Here is a 21,629-nt window from a genome sequence, read left to right on the forward strand (position 1 = left end):
AACTAAACGGCATCCAATCGGGTGCCGTTTTTAAATACACGAAGGTTTGTATGGCATCTCCTCGTTTTCTAGTTGGTATTGACCTTGGCACCACAAACACTGTGGTAGCCTACTGTGAAATCACCGACAACCTTGAACAATCCGAAGTATCCCTGTTTGATATCGACCAATTGATTGGTCCGGGTGAAGTGGTTCGTAAGCCACTGCTGCCCTCTTTCCGCTACCACCCAGCCGTTGGTCAAATATCCCCTTCTGACCTAACACTTCCTTGGGAAAGCGAACCCGTTTCTGGCGACATTAACAATGTCATCGTTGGTGAATGGGCACGTGAATTAGGCGCGAAGGTAGAAGGCCGACAAGTCTCCAGTGCCAAAAGCTGGCTATCACACCAAGCGGTGGATCGCAGCTCAGATATCCTTCCATGGGCTGGTGCGCAAGACGTCGACAAAGTCTCGCCTGTCATTGCTAGCGCAAGTTACCTCAACCACATTCGCCAAGCTTGGAACTATCGTTACCCAAGCAACAAGCTAGAAGATCAAGACGTCGTCGTAACTGTTCCTGCTTCGTTTGATGAGACCGCTCGTAAGCTCACTCTGGAAGCCGCTGAACTGGCGGGCTTGAAGAAGATCGTCTTACTCGAAGAACCACAAGCGGTATGCTACGACTGGTATGCGCGCCACCAGAAAACAGCTGCTGACGAGCTCAAAGAGTTGCCGCTGATTCTGGTCTGCGATGTTGGCGGTGGTACCACCGACTTGAGTTTGATTGAAGCAAAGTATCACAATGATGAATTGGCATTGGATCGAATTGGTGTTGGCGAGCATTTAATGCTTGGTGGTGACAACCTCGACTTGGCATTAGCACATCTCGCGGAAAGCCGCTTTAATCAAAGTAAGAAACTCACCGCAGCAAGCCTAACTAAACTGATTCAACAAACTCGTAAAGCAAAAGAAGATTTGCTGTCAATGAGCGCGCCTGACGAGGTAAAAATCACCATGCTGGGCAGCGGGTCTAAGCTACTTGGCGGGACAAAGAGTATTGGCCTCAGCAAACAAGAGGTCCATCAAATTGCTCTGGATGGTTTTTTCCCACTTTCCGATTTCAGTGAAGTGCCAGACAAACGCCGCAGCGCGATGGTCGAGTTTGGATTGCCATATGTTGCAGACCCTGCGGTCAGTAAGCACGTTGCAGAGTTTCTTAATCAGCATCAACAAGTCTCTTACTCCGCACTAGGTCAGGAAGACATATCAACGCCAGCCATTCCTGTTGGCCTGTTGCTCAACGGTGGTGTATTTAATAGCGAGCTGGTTACCGAGCGAGTAACCAACCTACTTGGCAACTGGCGCGGTGCCCCCGTAACTGTGCTCGACAACCCACATCCGGATTGGTCAGTCGCTCTTGGTGCCGTTGCATTTGGTAAAGCTCGCCGTGGCGCTCAGCTCAAGATTGGTGGCGGTGCTGCACGTTCTTACTTCCTGCATTTACAGGAAAAAAACAAGATGGGCAAAGCTCTTTGCCTTCTGGCGAAAGGAACGGACGAAGGGCATGAGATTCGCTTAAGTGGACGTCGATTCTCCTTAACGCTGGGTGAGCCAGTTCGCTTTAACCTGCTAACGTCTACCCACGACACTCTGACTCACAACACCGAAATTCAAAACGGAGTGATGGTCGAAGTAGACCCAGATATCTTCTCGCCTCTTCCTCCATATATTTCAACTCTGGAAAGTGAAGGGACTGATCTTCAAGCTAACCAGAAAGAACGTGTTGAGGTGCAACTGGCCTGCCAGCTAACTGAAGTTGGCACGCTAAAAATGGAATGTGTCAGCGTTGAAGATGACAACAAACGCTGGGAGCTGGAATTCGAAGTTCGCAATCAGCAAGCGGACGACACAGAGCAAGAGCAACTGCACCCGCGCCTTTCTGAGTCTAAAGAGCTCATCTCCCGCCTCTACAGCGGCAACAAGAAAAGCGCCGACGCAAAAGAAATCAAGACACTCGCAAAAGACTTAGAAAGAAAGTTAGGTAAACGAGACAACTGGGATTTTAGAACCTTACGTCATTTGTTCGATGCTTTTGCACAAGGCCGTAAACGCCGTCGCCGCTCAGAAGCTCATGAGAAAAGCTGGCTTCGCTTAGCAGGCTTCTCACTGCGACCTGGCTTTGGCGATGCCACCGACTCTTGGCGAATCGAACAAGTGTGGGGCCTATATCAGCAAGGTATTCAGTTCAAAAACCATCAGGGCTGGACAGACTGGTGGGTGTTCTGGCGTCGCATCGCGGGCGGGTTAAGTCAGGAGCAACAAGAAACACTGTTGGCTGATATTGCCAAATACTTACACCCAGGTGCGATGAAGAACCCTCAGTCAGCCAAAGCAGCGCAAGACATGGGTTACGAGTCTATGGTTCGACTATCGGCATCACTTGAGCACCTTGAAGTGGAAGATAAAGTGCTGTTAGCCAGCTGGTTCTTAAGCAAAGCCATCAACCACAATCAATTTGAACAGGCTCATTGGTGGGCGTTGGGTCGCCTAGCGTCACGAACTCCTTTATACGGTAGCCAGCATAGTGTGATTCCTCGTGAACAGGCTGAGCAGTGGCTGCCTAAACTGCTAGAACAAAACTGGCTCAAAGAACCGATGATTGCATTCGCCACCGTGATGATTTGTCGTAAGACAGGTGACCGTTTATTCGATATCTCTGATGATTACCGCGAGCAAGTTCTAACTAAGCTAAAACAAAGTAAGGTTCCAGAATCTTGGGTCTCGCTGGTTGAAGAAGTCAAAGAACTATCTGAGAGCGAATCGAAGCGCGTCTTTGGTGATGCGCTGCCAAGTGGTCTAACGCTCGTTCACAACTAATGGCTTGGTGCTATTCACCAGCCATTGCGCTAGGCGCACTAATGAATGGGGAAAAATCACTGAGTTTCAGATTAACGCTAAGGAGTCGCAACGGCTCCTTTTGGCTTTTACAGCAACATTCTCAGTTTGTAAAATTGATGGGATTGACATCACAATTTATTGTGATGACACGACGGAAGTGCTTGGGCCGATCAGTGATGCCGTCAATAAGATCAACAAGCTGACTGGGAAAGCAGCGAAGCGAAGCGAATCAATTAATGTTCATTACTTACTCAGTAGCGACACGCATTCATCAAAAGAAGGATGATCACCTGTTCCGATGTCCCAAAGTTGCTTAGCCGCGTAATAGGCAAAATTCGGGTCAGCGGGAAACATTGCCTGCCTAGAGCGTTTCTTGCTCAGATAGAGTACTTTTATCTCTTTCAGCTCTGAGCCGAGAATGTTCCTCGAGTTGGCACATATTTCCGCTAGACCTTCATAGGCGTAAGCGTTAACTTCAGCCATGTTAATAGCGGCTAAGGCATAAATGGGAAAAACGGCGGTGACCAGAGTTATCTTAATACGCTTGTACATTGTTACGCCCTAGGCATGATTAGCCGTAAATAAGGTAATCATTTTGACCATACTCATTCATATCCAACCAAAGAATTAGTCGTTTCTCTGTATCATTTGCAAAAACTCAGCCTCCGATTGCATTATTTGTTTATATTCACCCGTTTCCATCAGTTGCTTTAAACCTGCATTGAACTCACTCACCAATAAACGGCTGCGTTGACTATTGAATCGACTGAAGATCACAAACATGTCGTCTTCAAGCAAGGGTTTGGCGTGGAGTTTTATATAGGGTCTAAGTGCTTCGGGCACATAGTGTTTAATGAGGTACAAGCCCCGTTCAACACCCGTTGGATAAGCGTCTAATCGCCCTTTCGCCATTTTCTGAAAATTGGTTTCTTCCGAGTTGTTCACTTCAAAGTCGACACCCAATTGCTCCATAAAGTGGGTAGCTTGATAGCCTTGGGTAGCACCAATTTGAAATTTGTTTAGATCTTTTGCATCGTGCCAAGAAAATGGTATGTCTGAGTGATAAAAGAACTGTACACGTTGACTAAAAAATGGCTCTGAATAGATGAAGTCTTTCACTCTGTCTTCATTTTTCATCCAAGGAAAAGAACCATCAAATTCACCTCGAATCGCGTATTGATAAGATCGAACCCAAGGGTAGTACTCTAGCTCGACAGCATATCCGCGAATTTCGAATGCTCTTCGCACCAGAGTTTCCGATATTTTCAATTCTGGGTCAGACAGAGAGCTGGTGTAAGGTTCCCAATCTCCCACGGCAAACCGAACCGTCTTATCATTGGCCAACGATGAAAATACACACAGTGAAAACAGTAATGAGATGAGTCTTACAAGGTTCATAAAAACACAAATATCAATAAATAATATTAATTGTAGTTGCAATCTAAACAATGGATGGTGATACGTGCTTTAGAGCTTGTTAATACAACTTCATAATGCTCTGAAAGAACTGGGCACCGTACCTGACCAGCGCTTGAAACTCCGCCTGAAACTGGCGCTATCACTGTATCCAAGCCGAAAAGCCATTTCTTCTGTAGTCAAGTGTGTTCTTAGCAAAAATTCTTTAGAGAGCTCGAAGCGTACTTCATCCACAAGCTCTCTATAACTGGTTTGCTCCTGATTGAGTTGCCTTCTTAAAGTCCTAACCGAACATCCATGTTGGACGGCAATGTCATCAATAGAAGGGAACATACCAACACTCTGATAGAGAAAGGCTTTGATCTGATTACTTAATCGTGTAGGTGATTGCAATACTGCCATCACAGACTCACAGGAGTTGAGATAGGTATTGAGTAAATCTGAATTGTGGCTAGCTAACTTCCAATCCATAACATTGGCATTAAAAGTCAGCGCGCAGCGTGGTTGTTCAAACAACACTCTACAGCAGAAACGCTCTGTATAGTGAGTGGCGTAGTCAGGTTTTGGGTATGGCAGTTCCAGCTTATCTATCATCAAGCGCTGCCCAGTCAGTTCAAAAAATAAAGAGGTTATAGAACTAAAAAAGTACTCAGTACAAAAAGGAAGTAGTTGACCAATCTCCAAATCATTTTCAATCTCAATGGAGGCTGTGTCAGCATCGCGACATACTCTTACAGAAAAAATAGGGCCATTGAGATCCAGATATTTAAACCCTGCTTTAATCGCTTCAAAGACAGTTCGACTACTCAAAACAGCGTAACCAAGGATACCAAAATGGCTCAGCGTCGCTCGCTCACCAAGCAACAATCCCAAACTGATATTGGGAAAGAATCTCTGTACGTATCGAAATATCAACAACTTGTCTGAATAGCTGATATGACTTTCCTGGCTGCGCCAGTCTATGGACCGTAAACCTGCTTGGTTGAGTAAGCTATCCACATCGAGGCCATATTCTTGCACGACACTAAGCAGCAAAGAGATATCTAATACCCCCAACTGATATCGATGATCAACCGGCAGATATTGTGCGATGATCGCCATGCCTATTCCTCGTTCGACCTAATCTTCAGGATAACGGAGTTCACTCCCTTTAATTGTGATATTAGTTAACTTTATGGCCGAAAATGACCTGTTTAATCTCAACCAAACACGCAACACTGATGGAAATGTTATTGGATTGTGAGGTTATCATGATGATGAGCCAAGCTGCCCCTGAATACCTTATCCAGTCGAATGGAAAGCCCTGTTTCGGTCATTTTGATGGCGTACCAAAACAATTGGGAATCCACCGCTTTGCATACTGCAATAACATGGATCGCAAAGTCGGTAGGCTGAAAAAATACTTTCACTACAAGCAGTTTCAATTTATCAGCATCATGACACCACGCTACGTGATTGGCCTAGCCATCGCAGATATTCGCTATGTAGGATCTGCATTTTGTTATGTTTACGACGTCCAAACCGACACTCTGGTAGAGCAAAGCTGGTTAAGACCTTTAAACATCGACAAACAAATGTCCCCATCTCCATATCAAGGATCCAGTCACATCGCGGCCAAAAAACTAGCGTTTGAGATTGCCTACCCTAATTGGCAGGTCAAAGCCAGCACTGATTTGTTGCAACTCGATGTTTCGCTCCAACCACCAAGCAGCAGCTTGCCGCTATCACTTTGCACGCCTACTGGCTATAACGGCTGGACCTACACCAAAAAGCACAACGCGCTGGCCGTTAAGGGAAATATTACGGTAGGTGGCAACCAGATTGACACTTCTCTCGCGTTGGGTGGCTATGACTTTTCAGCGGGCTATATGCGACGCGAAACAAGTTGGCGATGGGCAAGCATCAATGGTTTCAGTGACAAGAGCAAGCTTGGCCTCAACTTAGCTGCAGGGGTTAACGAAACGGGCAGTCATGAGAATGCTCTATGGGTTGATGAGGTTCGGCATCTACTCGGTGCTGTCCACTTTCATTTTGATCGCCAAGCGATCCAAAAGAAATGGCGTATTTTCTCTGATGATGGTCGAGTCGATTTGACTTTTACACCACTAAACAACAGAAGTGAAAAACTCAACTTGTGGGTTCTACAAAGCAATTTTCGTCAGTTTATCGGCCACTTTTCAGGTGTCATCAAAGATGACAATGGTGTCCATCACACAGTAGAACAGCAACTTGGTTTAACCGAAGATCACTTCGCTCGCTGGTAATATTTTCGGAGCTTTGTATGAATTTCAGTATTCTTATCGACAACCCTGAATGGCTTCTGATGCTATTAGCCCCCCTTTTCATTGGTTTGATGTTGGCTGAATACTTCATCGGCCAAAAACGCGGTCATCTTCCACAAAACTCATCCTATTTTCTTCCAGAAGTATTATGTAACTTTACTCTCGCGGGTATGCATCAACTAGCGGACCTGTTAACTGGGCTTTTAATCATTCAGCTTTACATGTGGCTGTTTGGCTGGCGACTGATGGACATAGAAATGGGTGCTGCGAGCTTTATTATTCTGCTCATACTGCAAGATTTTTTCTACTACTGGTTTCATCGCGCCAGTCATCGCACTCGCTGGATGTGGGCTGCGCACGTTGCTCATCACAGCTCTGAACGCATGAACTTCAGCACGGCTTTTCGACAAAGCTTAATGTACCCCATTGCGGGGATGTGGCTATTCTGGGTGCCGCTTGTGATCATAGGATTCGAGCCTAAATGGGTCATTTTTGCCGTACTGTTAAACTTGGGTTTGCAGTTCTTCGTTCACACTCAGTGGGTTCGAACACTTGGCCCATTGGAATATCTATTTAATACCCCTTCTCATCACAGAGTGCATCATGGTCGTAACCCTCAGTACATCGATAAAAACTACGCTGGTGTACTCATTATCTGGGACAAACTGTTCGGTACCTTTGAACCTGAAGTTGAAACCGTACGCTACGGTGTCACTAAACCCATCAACAGCTTCAATCCACTGGTAGTGACATTTAAAGAATGGGGAGACCTCTTGCAGGATATACGTCAGAAGCAGTTATCTTTTTGGCAAAAACTGCGCCTTTTATTCTCCCCACCTAAAGACTAAAGAACACTTGTTCCTGATAGAAGCGCTAGCTTCGGTCTTTATTATTGGCAAAGCTCACTGCATATATCACCGATTAGCCAAGAAACCCAACGCCTTCTGGAGTTGAGGGCAAAACCTTCTCAGTCCCTCAACCTGTTATGTCGAACATAGAGCAGGGAAATCACATCACTGTTGAATGAAAACACCCTATAAAGACCCCTTTATCCAGCCCCAGAACTGACGCTGCAACAATTATCTCGCATAGTCTGCGATCCTGCTATGCAGATATTGGAGGTCGTCAATCAGGTACATGGAAGGAAGATATCAAAACTGGTCAGTGAATATCGAAAGCCGTTCAAATAAGATAGTGGCGAGTAATCTGAGAGTACGAGCTATTTTTGTTTTAGCCGGCGACTGAATTGTCCTGGAGTAATCAACACGAAATTTTTGAACTCTCTCGTCATATGAGCTTGATCGGAAAAACCTTGATAGGCAGCCAGTTCGGCTAAAGAGAGTTGAGGGTTGTCTCTCAGGTTTTGAATGCTGGCATGAACTCGACGAAGACGTTGGAAGTACTTTGGACTCATTCCCACCCAATGTTTGAATTTGCGTTCAACTTGCCTTTGGCTTTCGCCAAAGCTCTCGCCTATCTTGCCATCCTGCGCAAGATGAATCAGCTTAGCTCTGTCTTCATCCACGTCATGTTGAGACACGTATTCTGAGCACCAATTCATCAACAGCGCTATTCGCTTGCTATGATTCTGCTGCTCGGACAATTGCGTGACCAAAGCCTTTGAAGGTTCGAAACAAAACCCATCTTGACGGTTTACTTTGCTGGCTTCAATGAGCTCGTCCAAAAATGAAAACTGCATACCAGGGTGAAAGCGGACCCCGCAAAGCTCGGCCTCACAAGACATAGTGATGTTCTTGGTGACTATGCTATATGGATGATACACCGCGTTTTGACTATATGCTCTGCCTTCTAAACTCACCTGCCCTTTTAGTACAAACATCACCCCAGAGCCTCCATCACAGTATAGAGGTTTGGAGATGGCTTGCCCAACAGACACTTTAGCCGACCATATTGCCTGAATATGATCGGCTAGTAGACCATCTGGATTGACTATTTCAAAATCCATTTGTTGAGTGTTACTCCTGCCGTTAGTCTGCCGAAAGACTACCAATTTCAGGCTTGAACGTTTTGGCGATACGATTCCAGCTATTAATTGCATTGATAGCCAGCGTGAGGATAACGAGTCCCTGTTCACCAAACGTATTCAGTGTTGCCTGATAAGCACTTTCGTCGACATCGCTACATTTTGTGATACATTCAGACCAATGTAGCGCAACTTTTTCCTCATCGCTATATTCGGGCGTATCTCGCCAAGCATTGAGCCCAATGAGACGAGAGTATGACTCTCCTTGTTTCAATGCTTCTTTGCTGTGCATGTCAATACAAAACGCACACTGGTTGATCTGCGATACACGAAGCTTAATCAGCTCCCAGATGGTGATCGATAGCGTGTCTTGTTGCTCGAACTGGCTACGAAGGTAGGTTTCCTGCGCCATCAAAATCTGGATGCCTTCAGGGGCGGCATTGAAGTAATTCAATCTAGTTTTCATCTGCGGTTCTCCTTAGTTTCTATCATTAGATTACCTTTAGTAAAAAACCAAAGATTGAAGATTTTCGACATCTCTACCGACCAATGTTGTCTATGCTGTTAATACACTATCAACAACAAGGAAGTAAGCGAATGCACAACCTGACACTGATGCTTTTGAGTCTAATGCTAATTGCGTTGCCAGTTCGCGGTGATGTCCTCACCTTAACGTCTCTGGAATGGCCCCCTTATGCAGGAAGAAGCCTCGACTCTCAAGGTGCTTCCGTAGCCGTTGTCAAAGCTGCTGTTGAAGCAATGGGACATGAGTTAACTGTTGAGTTTTACCCTTGGGAACGAGCCGTTCACCTTGCAAAAAATCAAACCAAGTATGCAGGTTACTTTCCTGAATACCACTTTGAGGCATCCGATCTAATCTTTTCAGAGCCCATAGGAACAGGCCCTCTTGGCTTCGTCGAGAATAAAGCGAACCCAATATCGTGGAGCAACTTGCAAGATTTAAAATCAACCAAAATCGGCGTGGTTCGTGGTTATGTGAATACCGAGGAACTCGACAGCATGATTGCCAGTGGTGCACTTCAATCGGAAGCGGTAACTAGTGATAGCCAAAATCTGAAAAAAGTTTCAGGACAACGAATTCCTCTCGCCGTTATAGACAGTAACGTTCTCAGCTATTTGCTCGCCAGTGATAAGGCCCTCGCAGGAGCGAAGAACCAACTGCAGATGAACTCTAAACTATTGGAAGAGAAAGAATTGTTCATTGCATTTGCTAACGACGAAACCGGCATGAAATGGAAATCGATCATTGATCAAGGGTTGAAAAAGATCGACGCCAATAAAATTATGGCTGACTACTTCAATCAATAATGCTTGTATGACATAAGCAAATGGGAGCAAGGTTCCCATTTGCTGAGCATACCGAACAGAATCACAAATAACGAAGGCTGATCGCTGTCCATTCCTTATCACCTATTTTCTCAGTTACTGCACTAACAAACTTTATAGATAAGCTTCCATCAGTTTCAAAGTTCAATCGACTCATCAAGCTGTCTAGACTTGAACCTGTGTGACTCAAGGCTGCATCCAGTTCATACCAAAACGCAGAGCCTTTAAAGTAAAACAACGGATAGTATTGCCCCGCTCCCTGTTCACTGAAGAGACGGTTTGCTTCAATAAGCCCTGTGTTCGAGAAAGGGAACTTTTGAGCAAAGCCATGCCAGAAATGAATCGGGTTATCCGCAGCATAAGGCGTAGTTTGTAAAGATTTTATCGCGTAGTACTCTGCAAGACTTTCCGCTGCCCAAGTCGGCCTGCTGGCTGAATCTAACACATGGACTGACTCATGCGCAGCAATCTTAAGAAGCATCTTTAATGAAACTGGTGTGAGTATTCCTTGCTCTAACCAGGCATTAATCAAAATCATGTTCTGACCGGCGGCTCCACTTAAGCTCCCTGACGAACGGTCCTTTTTGAAAAAGGCCATCTGCCAGTCTCGTCGCTGTGTATTCGAGAATACGCTGTTCAAGTAACATAGTGACGTTTCTAATACCGGTTTCCATTGCTCTACTTGCTTCATCACTTGAGGGGCATCGCTGAAAACGGTCACTTTGTTGTCATTGATGTTTAGTTCTGTACTTTTCATTCCCCAAACAACAAACATGGGAGGCTCTGATAGCTCCGGCATCTCCTGGCAATTTTGCTCCGGAGTACAGACGCGAATATTACGACTCCCTTCGACACGTGGCAAAGAATCCCACTCACTAATAAAATACCAACCCTTATCAACGCTTCGACTATCAATTTGTTGTGAGATATCCATACCGTGATCAGGTGTGTGTTTCATTTTCAAAAACCATTCAATCTGCTGGCATTTCTGAGAATGCAAAACATCTAAAACCGTGATAATGCCCGAAGCGGTTTGGCAGGATATTACTGGCTGGTCACTATGGGTTAAGGTGCGTGCAGGTGATACTTTGACTTGCTCTAGGCCACTTGTGTCTACATTGACGATGACTTTGTCTGCATCGTCGGGGTCAATCGACAATTGATAGGTGAGAGAGGAATTAGCAAATACGCCGCTAGAGACAAACAAGGTACCAAATAGCAAAATATCTTTAAAACTAGACATAAATTTATAGAGTTAGCAAACTTGTTTGGTAGGACATCCGCCACACAAATAAAGTTCGACCAACAAAAAGAAAAACTGAATATTTATCATTACTGGCAAATCAGTTAAGCTAATTTCAATTTCATTTTGGGTTGATTGTGTTGTTACAAAATCGTTCATTAGCTATTGTTTTTCTTCTCACTCTTGCACTAATTTTTATGGGTGTAGCGGTGGGCGTAGCAGCTGGTGAAAAAGCAACGATAGCGTCGACTCACTGTACACTAAATCTCGACAGCCTCTCTCAGGTTCATCCAATAGAATGCCCAAAGTCCAACCACAGTGAGGGGCAGTCATCGCATCACTGCTGTGCCTCAGTTTGCCTGCTGAAAGTACCTTATATCTCCGAACTGATCTTTGCAGATGCAATCCCTACTTCACTGGCACTTATCAATCAAGATAAGGCCGAAAAAGCAGTGGCTCGTATTCAGGCTCTGTTCCGCCCTCCTATTGCGTAATTCTTAATGTTCACGTTCACTCCGGTTATTTACCGGCAACTAACTGTATCTATTAGGAATTAATACAATGAAAAAACTATTCGCCCTATTTGCCACCTTGATATTTTCACTCGCCGCTAACGCCGCTAAGTTCGAAGAAGGGACACATTACAAAGTGATCGAAACGGATAAGTCAAAAACGCCGAAAGTCACGGAGTTTTTCTCTTTCTACTGCCCACACTGTTATAACTTTGAACCTGTGATCGATCGCCTCAAGGCTTCACTTCCAAAAGACGCAAAGTTCGAGAAAGTTCACGTAGCCTTTATGGGCAATGATATGGCGATACCAATGGCTAAATCCTATGCGACCATGGTAGCACTGGATGTCGAAAAGAGCTTGGTACCGGCTATGTTTAAGCAAATTCACGAGCGTCGCAGCGCACCCAAAGATGAAAACGCACTTCGCCAAATTTTTATCGATAATGGCGTTGATGCCAAAAAGTTTGACTCAACGTACAACAGCTTTGTGGTGAACTCGATGCAAAAGCGTTTCGACAAGCAATTTAAGCAAAGCACGCTGACTGGTGTACCAGGCGTGTTAGTAAATGATAAATACATCGTTAACGCCGATAAAATTGGCTCTGTTGAAGAGTATAATGAGCTGGTCAATTACCTACTGACACTGTAACAACAAAGGCCAGGGCTGTTGCTCTGGCCTTTTACTATTCTGAGATTGCCTGTTTAAAAGCCATCCCCCCTTGTTCCGCTGCCTCGACTTGTCGCTGTGACATTTTTATACACTGCCACACTGAACGGGTTGCTTTAGGTCTCCAGTCAAAGGATAAATCGAACGTCTGCGCCCCTTCACTACCCAAAATCATGACCCCATGATCTTCGGCTGAAGTACACCACTGAAAAGAGTTAACGCACAAGATTCACAAAGATTGCTATCCAGATCAAGGCGAGCTAAAACCTGCATCCAGTCTTTGTCGACCATCTCACTAATGGTCAGCTAATAGATTCTCGAACAAAACGTGCTTGATCCCAAATCTATCATTTGCTGTACAAGAGCAAACGACTCTCTTTGAAAAATCGGACCTTTGCCGATTGCATCCTTAATAATTGCCGACAAGGTCAATTGAGATAAGGCATAACAGGCTGATATGATAGCGAAAAATAAAAGGACACAGCACATGAAAGTTGAAAAATTTGAACATATCTATCAACGAGCAGCAGAACGCAAAGGTGGCGAAGACCAGCTGGAAGCCTTGCTTTCTAACCCTCTCAGCAAAGCAGAAATCGCAGCCATTCCCAGCGATCGCTGGTTATCTGCATTCAGTATGAAGGTATTTCAAAGTGGCATTTCATGGGCTGTGGTTCGAAACAAATGGCCCAACTTTGAAGAGGTCTTCTTCGGTTTTAAGATCGAATCACTATTGATGTTGTCTGATGAGCAATGGGATACCAAAGCGGCGGATAAACGCATTATTCGCCATCATGCTAAAGTGAAGTCCATACACTCTAACGCACAAATGATTCATGAAGCATCTCTGGAACATGGCTCTTTCGGCAAAATGATCGCCGAATGGCCAAGCGAAACTATTACAGAATTATGGAGTTTCCTGAAGAAGAAAGGGAGCCGACTGGGAGGCAACACCGGCCCATATAGCCTTCGTCAAATGGGTGTCGACACCTTTATTATGTCTGGAGACGTCGAAGCCTACCTGAGAAACTGCAAAATTATTGAAGGTGGCAGAGACACCAAACGCTCTCTGGATGCTGCCAATAAAGCATTCGCCGAATGGCAACAACAAAGTGGGCGCAGCCTGACTCACATCAGCCAAACAATAGCCTTTAGTTCAGGGGATAATCGCGTATAACCTAAACTAGATTATTCAGAACTTTCTCGCATAATTGCTTAAGCGTAACCAGTTCATCGACCTCAAGATCAATTCTGCATCGCATTGCGTTGGGCACTAATTTCGCTGACTCCTTGAGCGCCTGACCAGCATTGGTCAGGTTAAGTACTCTTACACGCTCATCCTCTTGGCTTCTTCCTCTGGCAACAAACCCTTTCACTTCGAGCCTTTTAAGCAATGGTGTCAATGTGCCTGAATCAAGATGGAGTCTTGTTCCCAAATCTTTTACGCTGGCTCCATCTTTCTCCCAAAGCAACATCATCACCAAGTATTGAGAGTAAGTAAGGTCCAATTGTTCAAGCATAGGTCGGTAAGCACGAATTACCGCATTAGCCGCACTGTAAAGTGGAAAACATAGCTGATTATCCAGCAATAATTTCTCTTCATCCGTCATCTTTTCGACATTTTGGCACTTACTCATTCGACACCTATCAAATAAAAATATTTAAATTGCGCACAATATAGTTGCATTCCAGATAATTTTCGATCTAATATTGTAGGCAATTGAATTGTGCGCAACCTAAATGAAAGGAAAATAATATGACAACTCTATACAAAACTTCAGCTAAAGCGCTCGCAGGTCGTAACGGCCAAGTGAAAACTGACGATGGTTTACTTGATCTAGAACTTGCTTACCCTAAAGAAATGGGCGGCAGTGGCGCAGCGACCAACCCAGAACAACTATTTGCGGCTGGTTATTCTGCCTGTTTTTCAAATGCCATTTTGCACGTTGCTCGCGAAGCGAAAGTGGCGATCAGTCAAGCACCTGTCACTGCAGAAGTTGGTATTGGCCCAAATGATAACGGCGGATTTGCATTGACAGTTAGCCTAGCTGCAGACATTGATTTACCTCAGGAACAGGCTCTGGAATTGACTCGCGTTGCTCATCAGGTATGTCCATATTCTAATGCCGTTCGCGGTAATATTGATGTTCAAGTAACCGTGAATGGCGAATCTATCTAACTCTATCCAAACACAAAAATGCCGATCTATCGATCGGCATTTTTAAATCCGCAGCGTCCCTTTGTTAAGCAAACTCTTTACGCAGTTTTTTTGCCGCCGACACCATGTTGGCTAGTGACTCTTCTGTTTCAGCCCAATTTCGTGTTTTCAAACCACAATCTGGATTCACCCATAACCTTTTCGCTGGAATTTTCTCTGCTGCTTTGTTGATCAATCCTTCAATCCACTCCTCACTTGGGATGTTAGGCGAGTGAATATCGTAGACACCTGGACCAATCTCATTCGGGTAATTAAACTCTTCAAACGCTTTAAGGAGCTCCATATTGGAGCGCGATGTTTCAATCGTAATCACATCTGCATCCAATGCTGCGACTGAGTCGATGATCTCGTTAAACTCTGAGTAACACATGTGCGTATGTATCTGGGTTTCTGGTTTTGCACTGGCTGCGGAAATTTTGAAAGCATCCACCGCCCATTCTAAATACTCTGCATGGTCACGCTTCTTGAGTGGTAAACCTTCGCGAATCGCAGGCTCATCAATCTGGATAATATTGATGCCTGCTTCCTGCAGATCAGACACTTCATCACGCAATGCAAGCGCTAGTTGATTGGTGATCTCCTTGCGACAGATGTCTTCACGAGAAAACGTCCAGCAAAGGATGGTGACAGGCCCAGTTAACATCCCTTTCATTTGTTTGGACGTCAGCGATTTTGCATAGGTCGACCATTCAACGGTAATGGGCTTCTCGCGTTCAATGTCTGCAACGACAATCGCAGGCTTCACACAGCGAGATCCGTAACTCTGAACCCAGCCAAACTTTGTGGTTTGAAAACCGGCCAAGTTCTCTGCAAAGTACTCAACCATATCATTTCGCTCAGCTTCGCCATGAACCAGCACATCGAGATCCAATGCTTCCTGTCGCTTCACGGCGTCTTCGATATGCCCTTTTAGGGCTGCTACATATTCAGAGTCAGACAATTGACCAGTACGGTAAGCACTTCTCTGAACTCGTATTTCGTCAGTTTGAGGAAATGAGCCAATAGTCGTTGTTGGGAAAAGTGGTAAACCTAGCACGGCACTTTGATACTCTGCGCGTTCCTCATAGGGTGCGCTACGCTCTGCCAGCGATTGGGTGATTTGATTTAATCGCTCCTGCACCTGAGGTTTGTTGACATGTGTTGCGGTTTTTCGAGCCTCAATTGGAGCACTATAGACAACACATTCTTTAATGGCTTGCTGGTTGCCGTCCAGTGCTTTGCCTAACAAAGCAACTTCATGCACCTTTTGTTTGGCGAATGCGAACCAGCTGCGAACTTCTTCGGACAGCTCTGGTTCAAAATCTAAATCAACCGGACTATGCAGTAATGAACATGAACTCGCGACCCATAACCTATCACCTAATTGCTGTTTAACAGGCTGCAAAAGCTCAAGCTGTGTACTGAGATCAGCGCGCCAAACGTTTCGTCCATTAACCACGCCTGCGGACAGTACCCACTCTTTGGGTAAACGAGATACTACGGTGCTCAGTTGCTGAGGTGCGGCCGCTAGGTCAATATGCAAACCATCAACATCGAGTTCAACAATCCTATCTAATGTGTCATCGACAGAATCAAAATACGTTGTCAGTAGCACTTTAATATCACTGCGAATCACTTGATAGGCGAGTTTGAATGAAGATAACCAAGGTTTTTCGAGTTCTAGTGACAAGACGGGCTCATCTATCTGCACCCACTCAACCCCTTGCTTAGATAGCTTTGATAAGATGTTCTGATAAGCCGTAAGAAGGCGCGGTAACAGGGTTAGGCGGTCAAACCCTTCATCCACCTCTTTGCCAAGATAAAGATAGCTGATGGGCCCCAGTAGAACAGGTTTCACCTTATGACCTGCTTTCGTTGCTTCATTCACCTCTTCAAACAGCTGCGGCCAACTGACGTCAAAGCTATCATCTTCACTGAACTCTGGCACAATGTAATGGTAATTGGTGTTGAACCATTTGGTCATGTCTGACGCCGCAGAACCATCACAATCGCAACTCACCTGCGACTGCCCACGTCCCACTTTGAACAAGGTATCCAGATCCGGGAAGCCATCTCGGTGGCGTTTAGGCACGTGGCCCAACAATAAAGTCGTGGTAAGTACATGGTCATACCATGCGAAATCACCGGCAGTAACGAAACTCAGCTCGGCATCAGATTGTGTCTGCCAGTTTTTGCTACGGAGCTCGGCACCAATGGCCTTTAGCTCAGCCTGTTCAATTTCACCACGCCAGTATTTCTCCAACGCAAACTTAAGTTCACGCTTTTCACCAATTCTTGGGTATCCCAAAATATGAGTTGTTGTCATAGCCCTAATCCTTCTGGTTTGTAATCGTAGATGCATGTGCTGTTCAAACGACATGAAAGGCGTCTGGATGGCTAAACTATCTCGCTAACCTAGTGACGGAACAAGTTCCAATTATTCAACCTGTTTATTAGATTATTTCATGTTACTTATGCTCTACATGTAAAAGCTCTATATTAAAATCATTTATAATTTTAGACGTCTAGATGTTTACACCCCTAAAAAATGCAGGTAAGTTAGCTATATTCATCATCAGTGATTACGGTTGAAGGGATTTCATGATCGAGCTTAAGCATCTGAAAACATTAGCAACGTTACGAGATACGGGGTCGTTAACCGCCACCGCAACGACGTTACATCTGACTCAGTCAGCCTTGTCTCATCAAATAAAAGATCTCGAAGCCAGAATTGGCGGCCAGTTGTTTCTGCGCAAAACACGCCCGGTAAGGTTCACATCTGAAGGCGAGATTCTTCTGAGTTTGGCGGATCAAGTGCTGCCACGATTAGCGCGAGCAGAGAATGAACTTGCCAGCCTGAAAGAAGACGTTAATGGACGCCTGCACATGGCAATTGAATGTCACTCATGCTTCCAATGGTTAATGCCTGCGTTGAGAGAGTACCAAGTTGCTTGGCCAAGCGTGACTCTGGACTTCTCATCGGGATTTGGTTTCGAGCCTCTGCCTGCGTTGATGAGTGGCGAGTTGGATTTAGTCATTACCTCGGATATCCAGCCTAGGTCAGAAGTCCATTACGAACCCTTATTTGATTTTGAAATGCGCCTTGTCACCGCGACCAATCACCCATTGGCGGCAAACACATCTGTCGCACCAAGTGATTTGGAAAACGAAACCATGTTGTCTTATCCGGTACAAAAAAACCGACTTGATGTGGTGAAACATTTTCTCCACCCAGCAGGCATTGAACCAGCAAAATGGAAACAGGCTGACAATACTCTGATGCTAGTCCAAATGGTCTCAGCAGGCTTGGGAGTCGCCGCATTACCAAATTGGGCCATCAGCGAATTCTCTCGTCAGGGGTTAATAACCAGTATTTCGCTTGGTGATGGTTTATGGCGACGCCTTTTTGCCGCGACTCGCAACTCAGACAAAGATAAACGTTACCTTCAGGCGTTTTTTAATACCGCACGACAACAATCGAAGAGCCATTTAGAAGGGATAAAAACAGTATGAAAAAGGAGGCATTCAGCCTCCTTTTTACATGTTATCTGTCGTAAGATTTAAACTGATTGGTGAGAGGATCATACTGATAACCGAGGACATCGAGCTTGCCAATCACAATTTCGATATCCATTTCATACATGGTCACAAGCTCCTCAAAACTGTGACATTCCAATCTCAGCTTTTCGTTAACGATACCAAGCAATATGACGCTATCTAATCTTCCAACATTACTTAGATCCATAGCCACACTCCTGTGCTGATCACCTAACACAAGCGTAGCTTCAAATCCTCAAATTTAAAGTGAGTCGCTTCTAAAGAACGAACAAGCCTTGATTAAACGTTGTGGCTGAAACTAACGTCAGTAATGCTACTGCTAACTGAACTTTGTTGACGGTTTTCGACACAATGATGTGCCAAGACCAGATGAGAACTGAAGTAATCAGAAGTGCAAAACCTATCAATAAAGGTTGAGTCGCCTGAGTTAAGGTGTCTTCTTCTAGGCCAATGGCTTTTAAAAGAATCGCTAAGCTCATCAACATCGCAGAAATAACGCCCGTTACCGGCAAAATACGATGAAAAGCCTGCAGCCTAGTGCGAGCGACCGTGAGCAGCAAATGAGCAAACAGAGCGCCAAGAAGAATGATCTGAACGAATACGTTTATACCGGCCGCTAAATCAGGCTGTTCACCAATACCAATCGCGACATAAGACAGCGCCAACCCATTGGCTAGGTACAGTACCCACAATGGGCCTTGTACCCGAGTTTTTTTGGTTTGAACTTGTGAGTAAAAATAAGCAATCGCAAACACCACCATCATGGCTTCGATTCTCAATGAAGCGACAGCCAACCACATAATGGCGAGAACAGGGAGAACTTTATGAATACGACCTCGCTGGCCTGGACAAATATCTCCTTTGACTAAAATAAGCGTCAAAATCAACTGAGCACCCAGAAGCATAGGAGGAAACACTGCTAACAATTGCTGAACCATGGTGTGAGCTATCACTATTGTTTTTAATGGAAGCGGATAATAGCAGACTTGGTTGGATAAGTGCCACCAGCGATTCTTACCTACTCGTTGGCAAAATGGCTGAGAAGATCCTGACTTGTGACCACTCCTAAATATTGTCCGGTTTCGTTGACCACCAACCAAGGGGGCTTGATACCACTTTTTATCAATTCAGGCACTTCAGACATTTTTATCTGATATGAAGCACGATGGATGTCACGCCTCATCACCTGATTGAGTTTTCTCTTCAAGGCAAGCAAATCTTTAGGCGTTTCCAACTTTGTGCCGAGAGTGGTCGAGAGGTGATGATTTAATTCCTCTCTACCTACTACCCCTACGCAAGTGGTGCCATCAACAACAGGGATAACCTCGAGATTGTACTGTTTTGAGTCAAAAAGGTCTCTGGCGGCTTCTAATGTGTCTTGAGGCTCTAAGGTCGGTATATAAGTTTGTGTGATATTGAGGATCCCAACTTGCCGCATACTAGACGCTCTGGTGAGAAACTCCTCCAGCCTTTCACAATAACTCCAGGCGCTTTCAAGCTGATCAATTGGCAAAGGTTTTGAGAAAAAGTAGCCTTGAATGTAATCCACACCAACACTGCAAATGACCTCCAACTCTTGTCGAGTCTCCACACCTTCTGCTACTACTTTAACATTCAAAGTGTGCGCCAGCTCCGTGATCATTTTTACAATATGGTACTTGTGAGTCCCAATTCTTAAACCTGTGACGAACTCTCTATCGATCTTCAATAGATCAAAGTTACAGTCACTGAGGTAACTAAAGGAACTGTAACCCGTCCCAAAATCATCTATCGCAACGCTGACACCTCTTCGCCGTATGTTTCTGATCAAAGAAGATTGCTCTGACTCGCTATCAAAGTAAGCGCTTTCTGTCAGCTCAATTGTTACGAGTTCAGGAGTTTTAGCGAACTGATGCACCAAATCATCAGCGCTCTGCAGCACTTCATCCGTTTCTAGCTTAGTGTTAAGAGAGCGATTGATCGTCATCCCTAACTTTTCACCATACCGCTCTTGAATCACGGATAAGTCTTCCAACGCTTTTCTTCCCACGCACCAATCTAAGTCCGATACTAGATCTAGATCTTCTGCGACAGTGACCATTTCCTGGGTATTGAGTATTTTTCCATTGGGAGCTTTAAAACGGCTTAACGCTTCAAACTTAACAATATCCCACGTTTTAACATCGACGATAGGTTGGTAATACACTTCTACAGCGTTGGAGCGAATCAGCTTAACGGCCCACTCTTCTAGCTCCTTACGACGTAATACCTCTCGGTGAATGGCACCATGGTAAAAAGTGATGAGTCCCCGAGCATCATTTTGCTGTTCTAGCATCGCTTGTACAGCGTGCGATACAAGTAATTTAGGGTTGTGTGTATCATGGCCCAGTACCGAGACACCTACTTTGCCGTGAACTATTGCCAAATGGATCTCTTTGCCTGCCTTTTGGTTCAGTGAACTAAAGAAACGTCGGATGGTTTGGTGAATAATTCTCACCTGAGAAGGACCAGGCCGTTTCTCACACTCTAAACAAGCGACAAAGTGGTTGTTACCAATATAACCGACCTGTTGAGCATTGCGATTTCTCGCTAGATGTTCTGACAATACTGACTTGTGCTCAAAATCATCCTCACTATTAAATTTAGGCACAAAAGCGACGACCATACTTATATGCTCTTCGGCTTCGTCCATCCATCGGCTCGCCACTGATTGAGTAAACTGCTGCTCAGTAGGGAGCTGAGTCAAAAGCTCAACCCCACCATGCTCGACATCCGCCACCCGATAGAGGTTTTTAGACAGATCTAAATACCAACCCACATAAAAAATATTTTCGCCTAAAGAGAACTTTTGAACGGTTAAGTCTTGCGGGATCGTGCTGCCTGATTTGGTTTTAATAAGAATAACACCAGACCAAAAACCTGTTCGCGCGACCTCTTTCCAGAGATTTTGATAGTAGTCTTTGCTGTGCTTACCCGAATCCAGTTTGTCGAGATTTTTTCCTGCCAAATCGGGATGCGAGTACCCTGTGTGCTCTTGAAAATAGCTATTGCAAGCAATAACGTTTTTTTCAGAATTGGCGATTACGACACCATGGTGAGGATTATCAAAAAGTTGCTCAAACAATTGACTTACGAAGTCACTGTTTTTGTCAAAAGTGACCAACGGAGCCAAGTGACCGAAAACGCGCCCTTGTTTATCACCATTAAAAGTAAACTCGACATAGCTGATCTTGCCCTGTTCTAGATTTAAGCAACAACTAAATCGTCTCTTTTGAAGTGATTTATGAGCCTCTTCGAACTGTTTAACAAGTGCTGACTGGTCTTGATAGCTCAAGCAAGATAGTAAAAAGTTGTTGGTCAGATTAGGAAAGTCAGACTGAAACAACTGCACACACTCATCGCGCTCTATTGAGAAGTAGTGAGATTTTACCTCCCACTGCCACGCAATAGAATTTAGCTCAGCTTTACCTTTGACATACGATTCAATCGAACCACTGGAATTGAGATCTCCTAACATCAAGACTCACCTAAAAGCACTGTATTGTACGGTATCATTTATAAATTTAGG

20 protein-coding genes are annotated in these 21,629 nt (G+C 44.8%); 9 read left to right on the forward strand and 11 right to left on the reverse strand.

Annotated elements, in window-relative coordinates; translation table 11 throughout:
- Positions 1–50 precede the first annotated feature (50 nt).
- The gene (locus OH455_RS07530; RefSeq protein ID WP_269980944.1) at positions 51–2,858 is read left to right on the forward strand and encodes an Hsp70 family protein; all 2,808 of its coding nucleotides are present in this window, start codon (positions 51–53) and stop codon (positions 2,856–2,858) included.
- A 264-nt stretch (positions 2,859–3,122) separates the two neighbouring features.
- Here OH455_RS07530 and OH455_RS07535 read toward each other — a convergent pair whose 3' ends face one another.
- From OH455_RS07535 to OH455_RS07545, 3 genes are all read right to left on the reverse strand, one after another.
- The gene (locus OH455_RS07535; protein ID WP_269980945.1) at positions 3,123–3,431 is read right to left on the reverse strand and encodes a hypothetical protein; all 309 of its coding nucleotides are present in this window, start codon (positions 3,429–3,431) and stop codon (positions 3,123–3,125) included.
- A gap of 75 nt (positions 3,432–3,506) precedes the next feature.
- The gene (locus OH455_RS07540) at positions 3,507–4,277 is read right to left on the reverse strand and encodes a substrate-binding periplasmic protein (protein WP_045974505.1); all 771 of its coding nucleotides are present in this window, start codon (positions 4,275–4,277) and stop codon (positions 3,507–3,509) included.
- 90 nt (positions 4,278–4,367) lie between these two features.
- On the reverse strand, positions 4,368–5,396 hold the full coding sequence (locus OH455_RS07545) for an AraC family transcriptional regulator (protein ID WP_045974506.1): 1,029 nt from the start codon (positions 5,394–5,396) through the stop codon (positions 4,368–4,370).
- Between the two features lie 149 nt (positions 5,397–5,545).
- On the opposite strand from OH455_RS07545, the gene OH455_RS07550 reads away from it, so the two are divergent.
- Entirely contained in the window at positions 5,546–6,559 is a 1,014-nt protein-coding gene (locus tag OH455_RS07550) for a DUF2804 domain-containing protein (protein WP_269981030.1), read from the forward strand.
- Between the two features lie 17 nt (positions 6,560–6,576).
- On the forward strand, positions 6,577–7,425 hold the full coding sequence (locus OH455_RS07555) for a sterol desaturase family protein (protein WP_269980946.1): 849 nt from the start codon (positions 6,577–6,579) through the stop codon (positions 7,423–7,425).
- A gap of 371 nt (positions 7,426–7,796) precedes the next feature.
- On the opposite strand, the gene OH455_RS07565 is transcribed toward OH455_RS07555, so the two are convergent.
- Both OH455_RS07565 and OH455_RS07570 read right to left on the reverse strand, forming a co-directional pair.
- Positions 7,797–8,543, reverse strand: coding sequence for an AraC family transcriptional regulator (locus OH455_RS07565; protein ID WP_269980947.1), 747 nt, complete (start codon positions 8,541–8,543; stop codon positions 7,797–7,799).
- A 22-nt stretch (positions 8,544–8,565) separates the two neighbouring features.
- Positions 8,566–9,027: a carboxymuconolactone decarboxylase family protein gene (locus tag OH455_RS07570; protein WP_269980948.1), complete on the reverse strand. Its 462-nt coding sequence runs from the start codon at positions 9,025–9,027 to the stop codon at positions 8,566–8,568.
- A gap of 131 nt (positions 9,028–9,158) precedes the next feature.
- Here OH455_RS07570 and OH455_RS07575 point away from each other — a divergent pair, with 131 nt between their 5' ends.
- Entirely contained in the window at positions 9,159–9,890 is a 732-nt protein-coding gene (locus OH455_RS07575) for a substrate-binding periplasmic protein (protein ID WP_045974510.1), read from the forward strand.
- A gap of 61 nt (positions 9,891–9,951) precedes the next feature.
- Here OH455_RS07575 and OH455_RS07580 read toward each other — a convergent pair whose 3' ends face one another.
- Entirely contained in the window at positions 9,952–11,151 is a 1,200-nt protein-coding gene (locus OH455_RS07580; protein WP_269980949.1) for a hypothetical protein, read from the reverse strand.
- A 137-nt stretch (positions 11,152–11,288) separates the two neighbouring features.
- Here OH455_RS07580 and OH455_RS07585 point away from each other — a divergent pair, with 137 nt between their 5' ends.
- From OH455_RS07585 to OH455_RS07595, 3 genes are all read left to right on the forward strand, one after another.
- Positions 11,289–11,645, forward strand: a complete 357-nt coding sequence (locus OH455_RS07585; RefSeq protein ID WP_269980950.1) for a hypothetical protein — start codon at positions 11,289–11,291, stop codon at positions 11,643–11,645.
- 67 nt (positions 11,646–11,712) lie between these two features.
- Positions 11,713–12,312 (forward strand): thiol:disulfide interchange protein DsbA/DsbL, encoded by a 600-nt coding sequence (locus OH455_RS07590; protein WP_269980951.1) that lies wholly within the window; start codon positions 11,713–11,715, stop codon positions 12,310–12,312.
- 505 nt (positions 12,313–12,817) lie between these two features.
- Complete coding sequence (locus OH455_RS07595) at positions 12,818–13,504, forward strand: DNA-3-methyladenine glycosylase I (protein WP_269980952.1); 687 nt, start codon at positions 12,818–12,820, stop codon at positions 13,502–13,504.
- A 1-nt stretch (position 13,505) separates the two neighbouring features.
- Here the strand turns inward: OH455_RS07595 and OH455_RS07600 are convergent, their stop codons facing one another.
- Entirely contained in the window at positions 13,506–13,964 is a 459-nt protein-coding gene (locus OH455_RS07600; RefSeq protein ID WP_206369434.1) for a MarR family winged helix-turn-helix transcriptional regulator, read from the reverse strand.
- 119 nt (positions 13,965–14,083) lie between these two features.
- Between OH455_RS07600 and OH455_RS07605 the strand changes: the two genes are divergently transcribed.
- Entirely contained in the window at positions 14,084–14,506 is a 423-nt protein-coding gene (locus OH455_RS07605; RefSeq protein WP_206369435.1) for an organic hydroperoxide resistance protein, read from the forward strand.
- Positions 14,507–14,570: 64 nt separating this feature from the next.
- On the opposite strand, the gene metE is transcribed toward OH455_RS07605, so the two are convergent.
- A complete protein-coding gene (gene metE, locus OH455_RS07610; protein ID WP_269980953.1) occupies positions 14,571–16,850 on the reverse strand; it encodes a 5-methyltetrahydropteroyltriglutamate--homocysteine S-methyltransferase in 2,280 nt (759 codons plus the stop codon).
- A gap of 275 nt (positions 16,851–17,125) precedes the next feature.
- Between metE and metR the strand changes: the two genes are divergently transcribed.
- A complete protein-coding gene (metR, locus tag OH455_RS07615) occupies positions 17,126–18,037 on the forward strand; it encodes an HTH-type transcriptional regulator MetR (RefSeq protein ID WP_269980954.1) in 912 nt (303 codons plus the stop codon).
- A 31-nt stretch (positions 18,038–18,068) separates the two neighbouring features.
- On the opposite strand, the gene OH455_RS07620 is transcribed toward metR, so the two are convergent.
- The 3 genes from OH455_RS07620 to OH455_RS07630 all read right to left on the reverse strand — a co-directional run bounded on the left by OH455_RS07620 (position 18,069) and on the right by OH455_RS07630 (position 21,578).
- Complete coding sequence (locus tag OH455_RS07620; RefSeq protein WP_269980955.1) at positions 18,069–18,269, reverse strand: DUF4250 domain-containing protein; 201 nt, start codon at positions 18,267–18,269, stop codon at positions 18,069–18,071.
- Positions 18,270–18,339: 70 nt separating this feature from the next.
- A complete protein-coding gene (locus tag OH455_RS07625) occupies positions 18,340–19,020 on the reverse strand; it encodes a hypothetical protein (RefSeq protein WP_269980956.1) in 681 nt (226 codons plus the stop codon).
- A gap of 80 nt (positions 19,021–19,100) precedes the next feature.
- Positions 19,101–21,578 (reverse strand): EAL domain-containing protein, encoded by a 2,478-nt coding sequence (locus OH455_RS07630; protein ID WP_269980957.1) that lies wholly within the window; start codon positions 21,576–21,578, stop codon positions 19,101–19,103.
- Positions 21,579–21,629: the final 51 nt, after the last annotated feature.

This window comes from Vibrio sp. T11.5, from assembly GCF_027587155.1.
GTDB classification, from domain to species: Bacteria; Pseudomonadota; Gammaproteobacteria; order Enterobacterales; family Vibrionaceae; genus Vibrio; species Vibrio neptunius.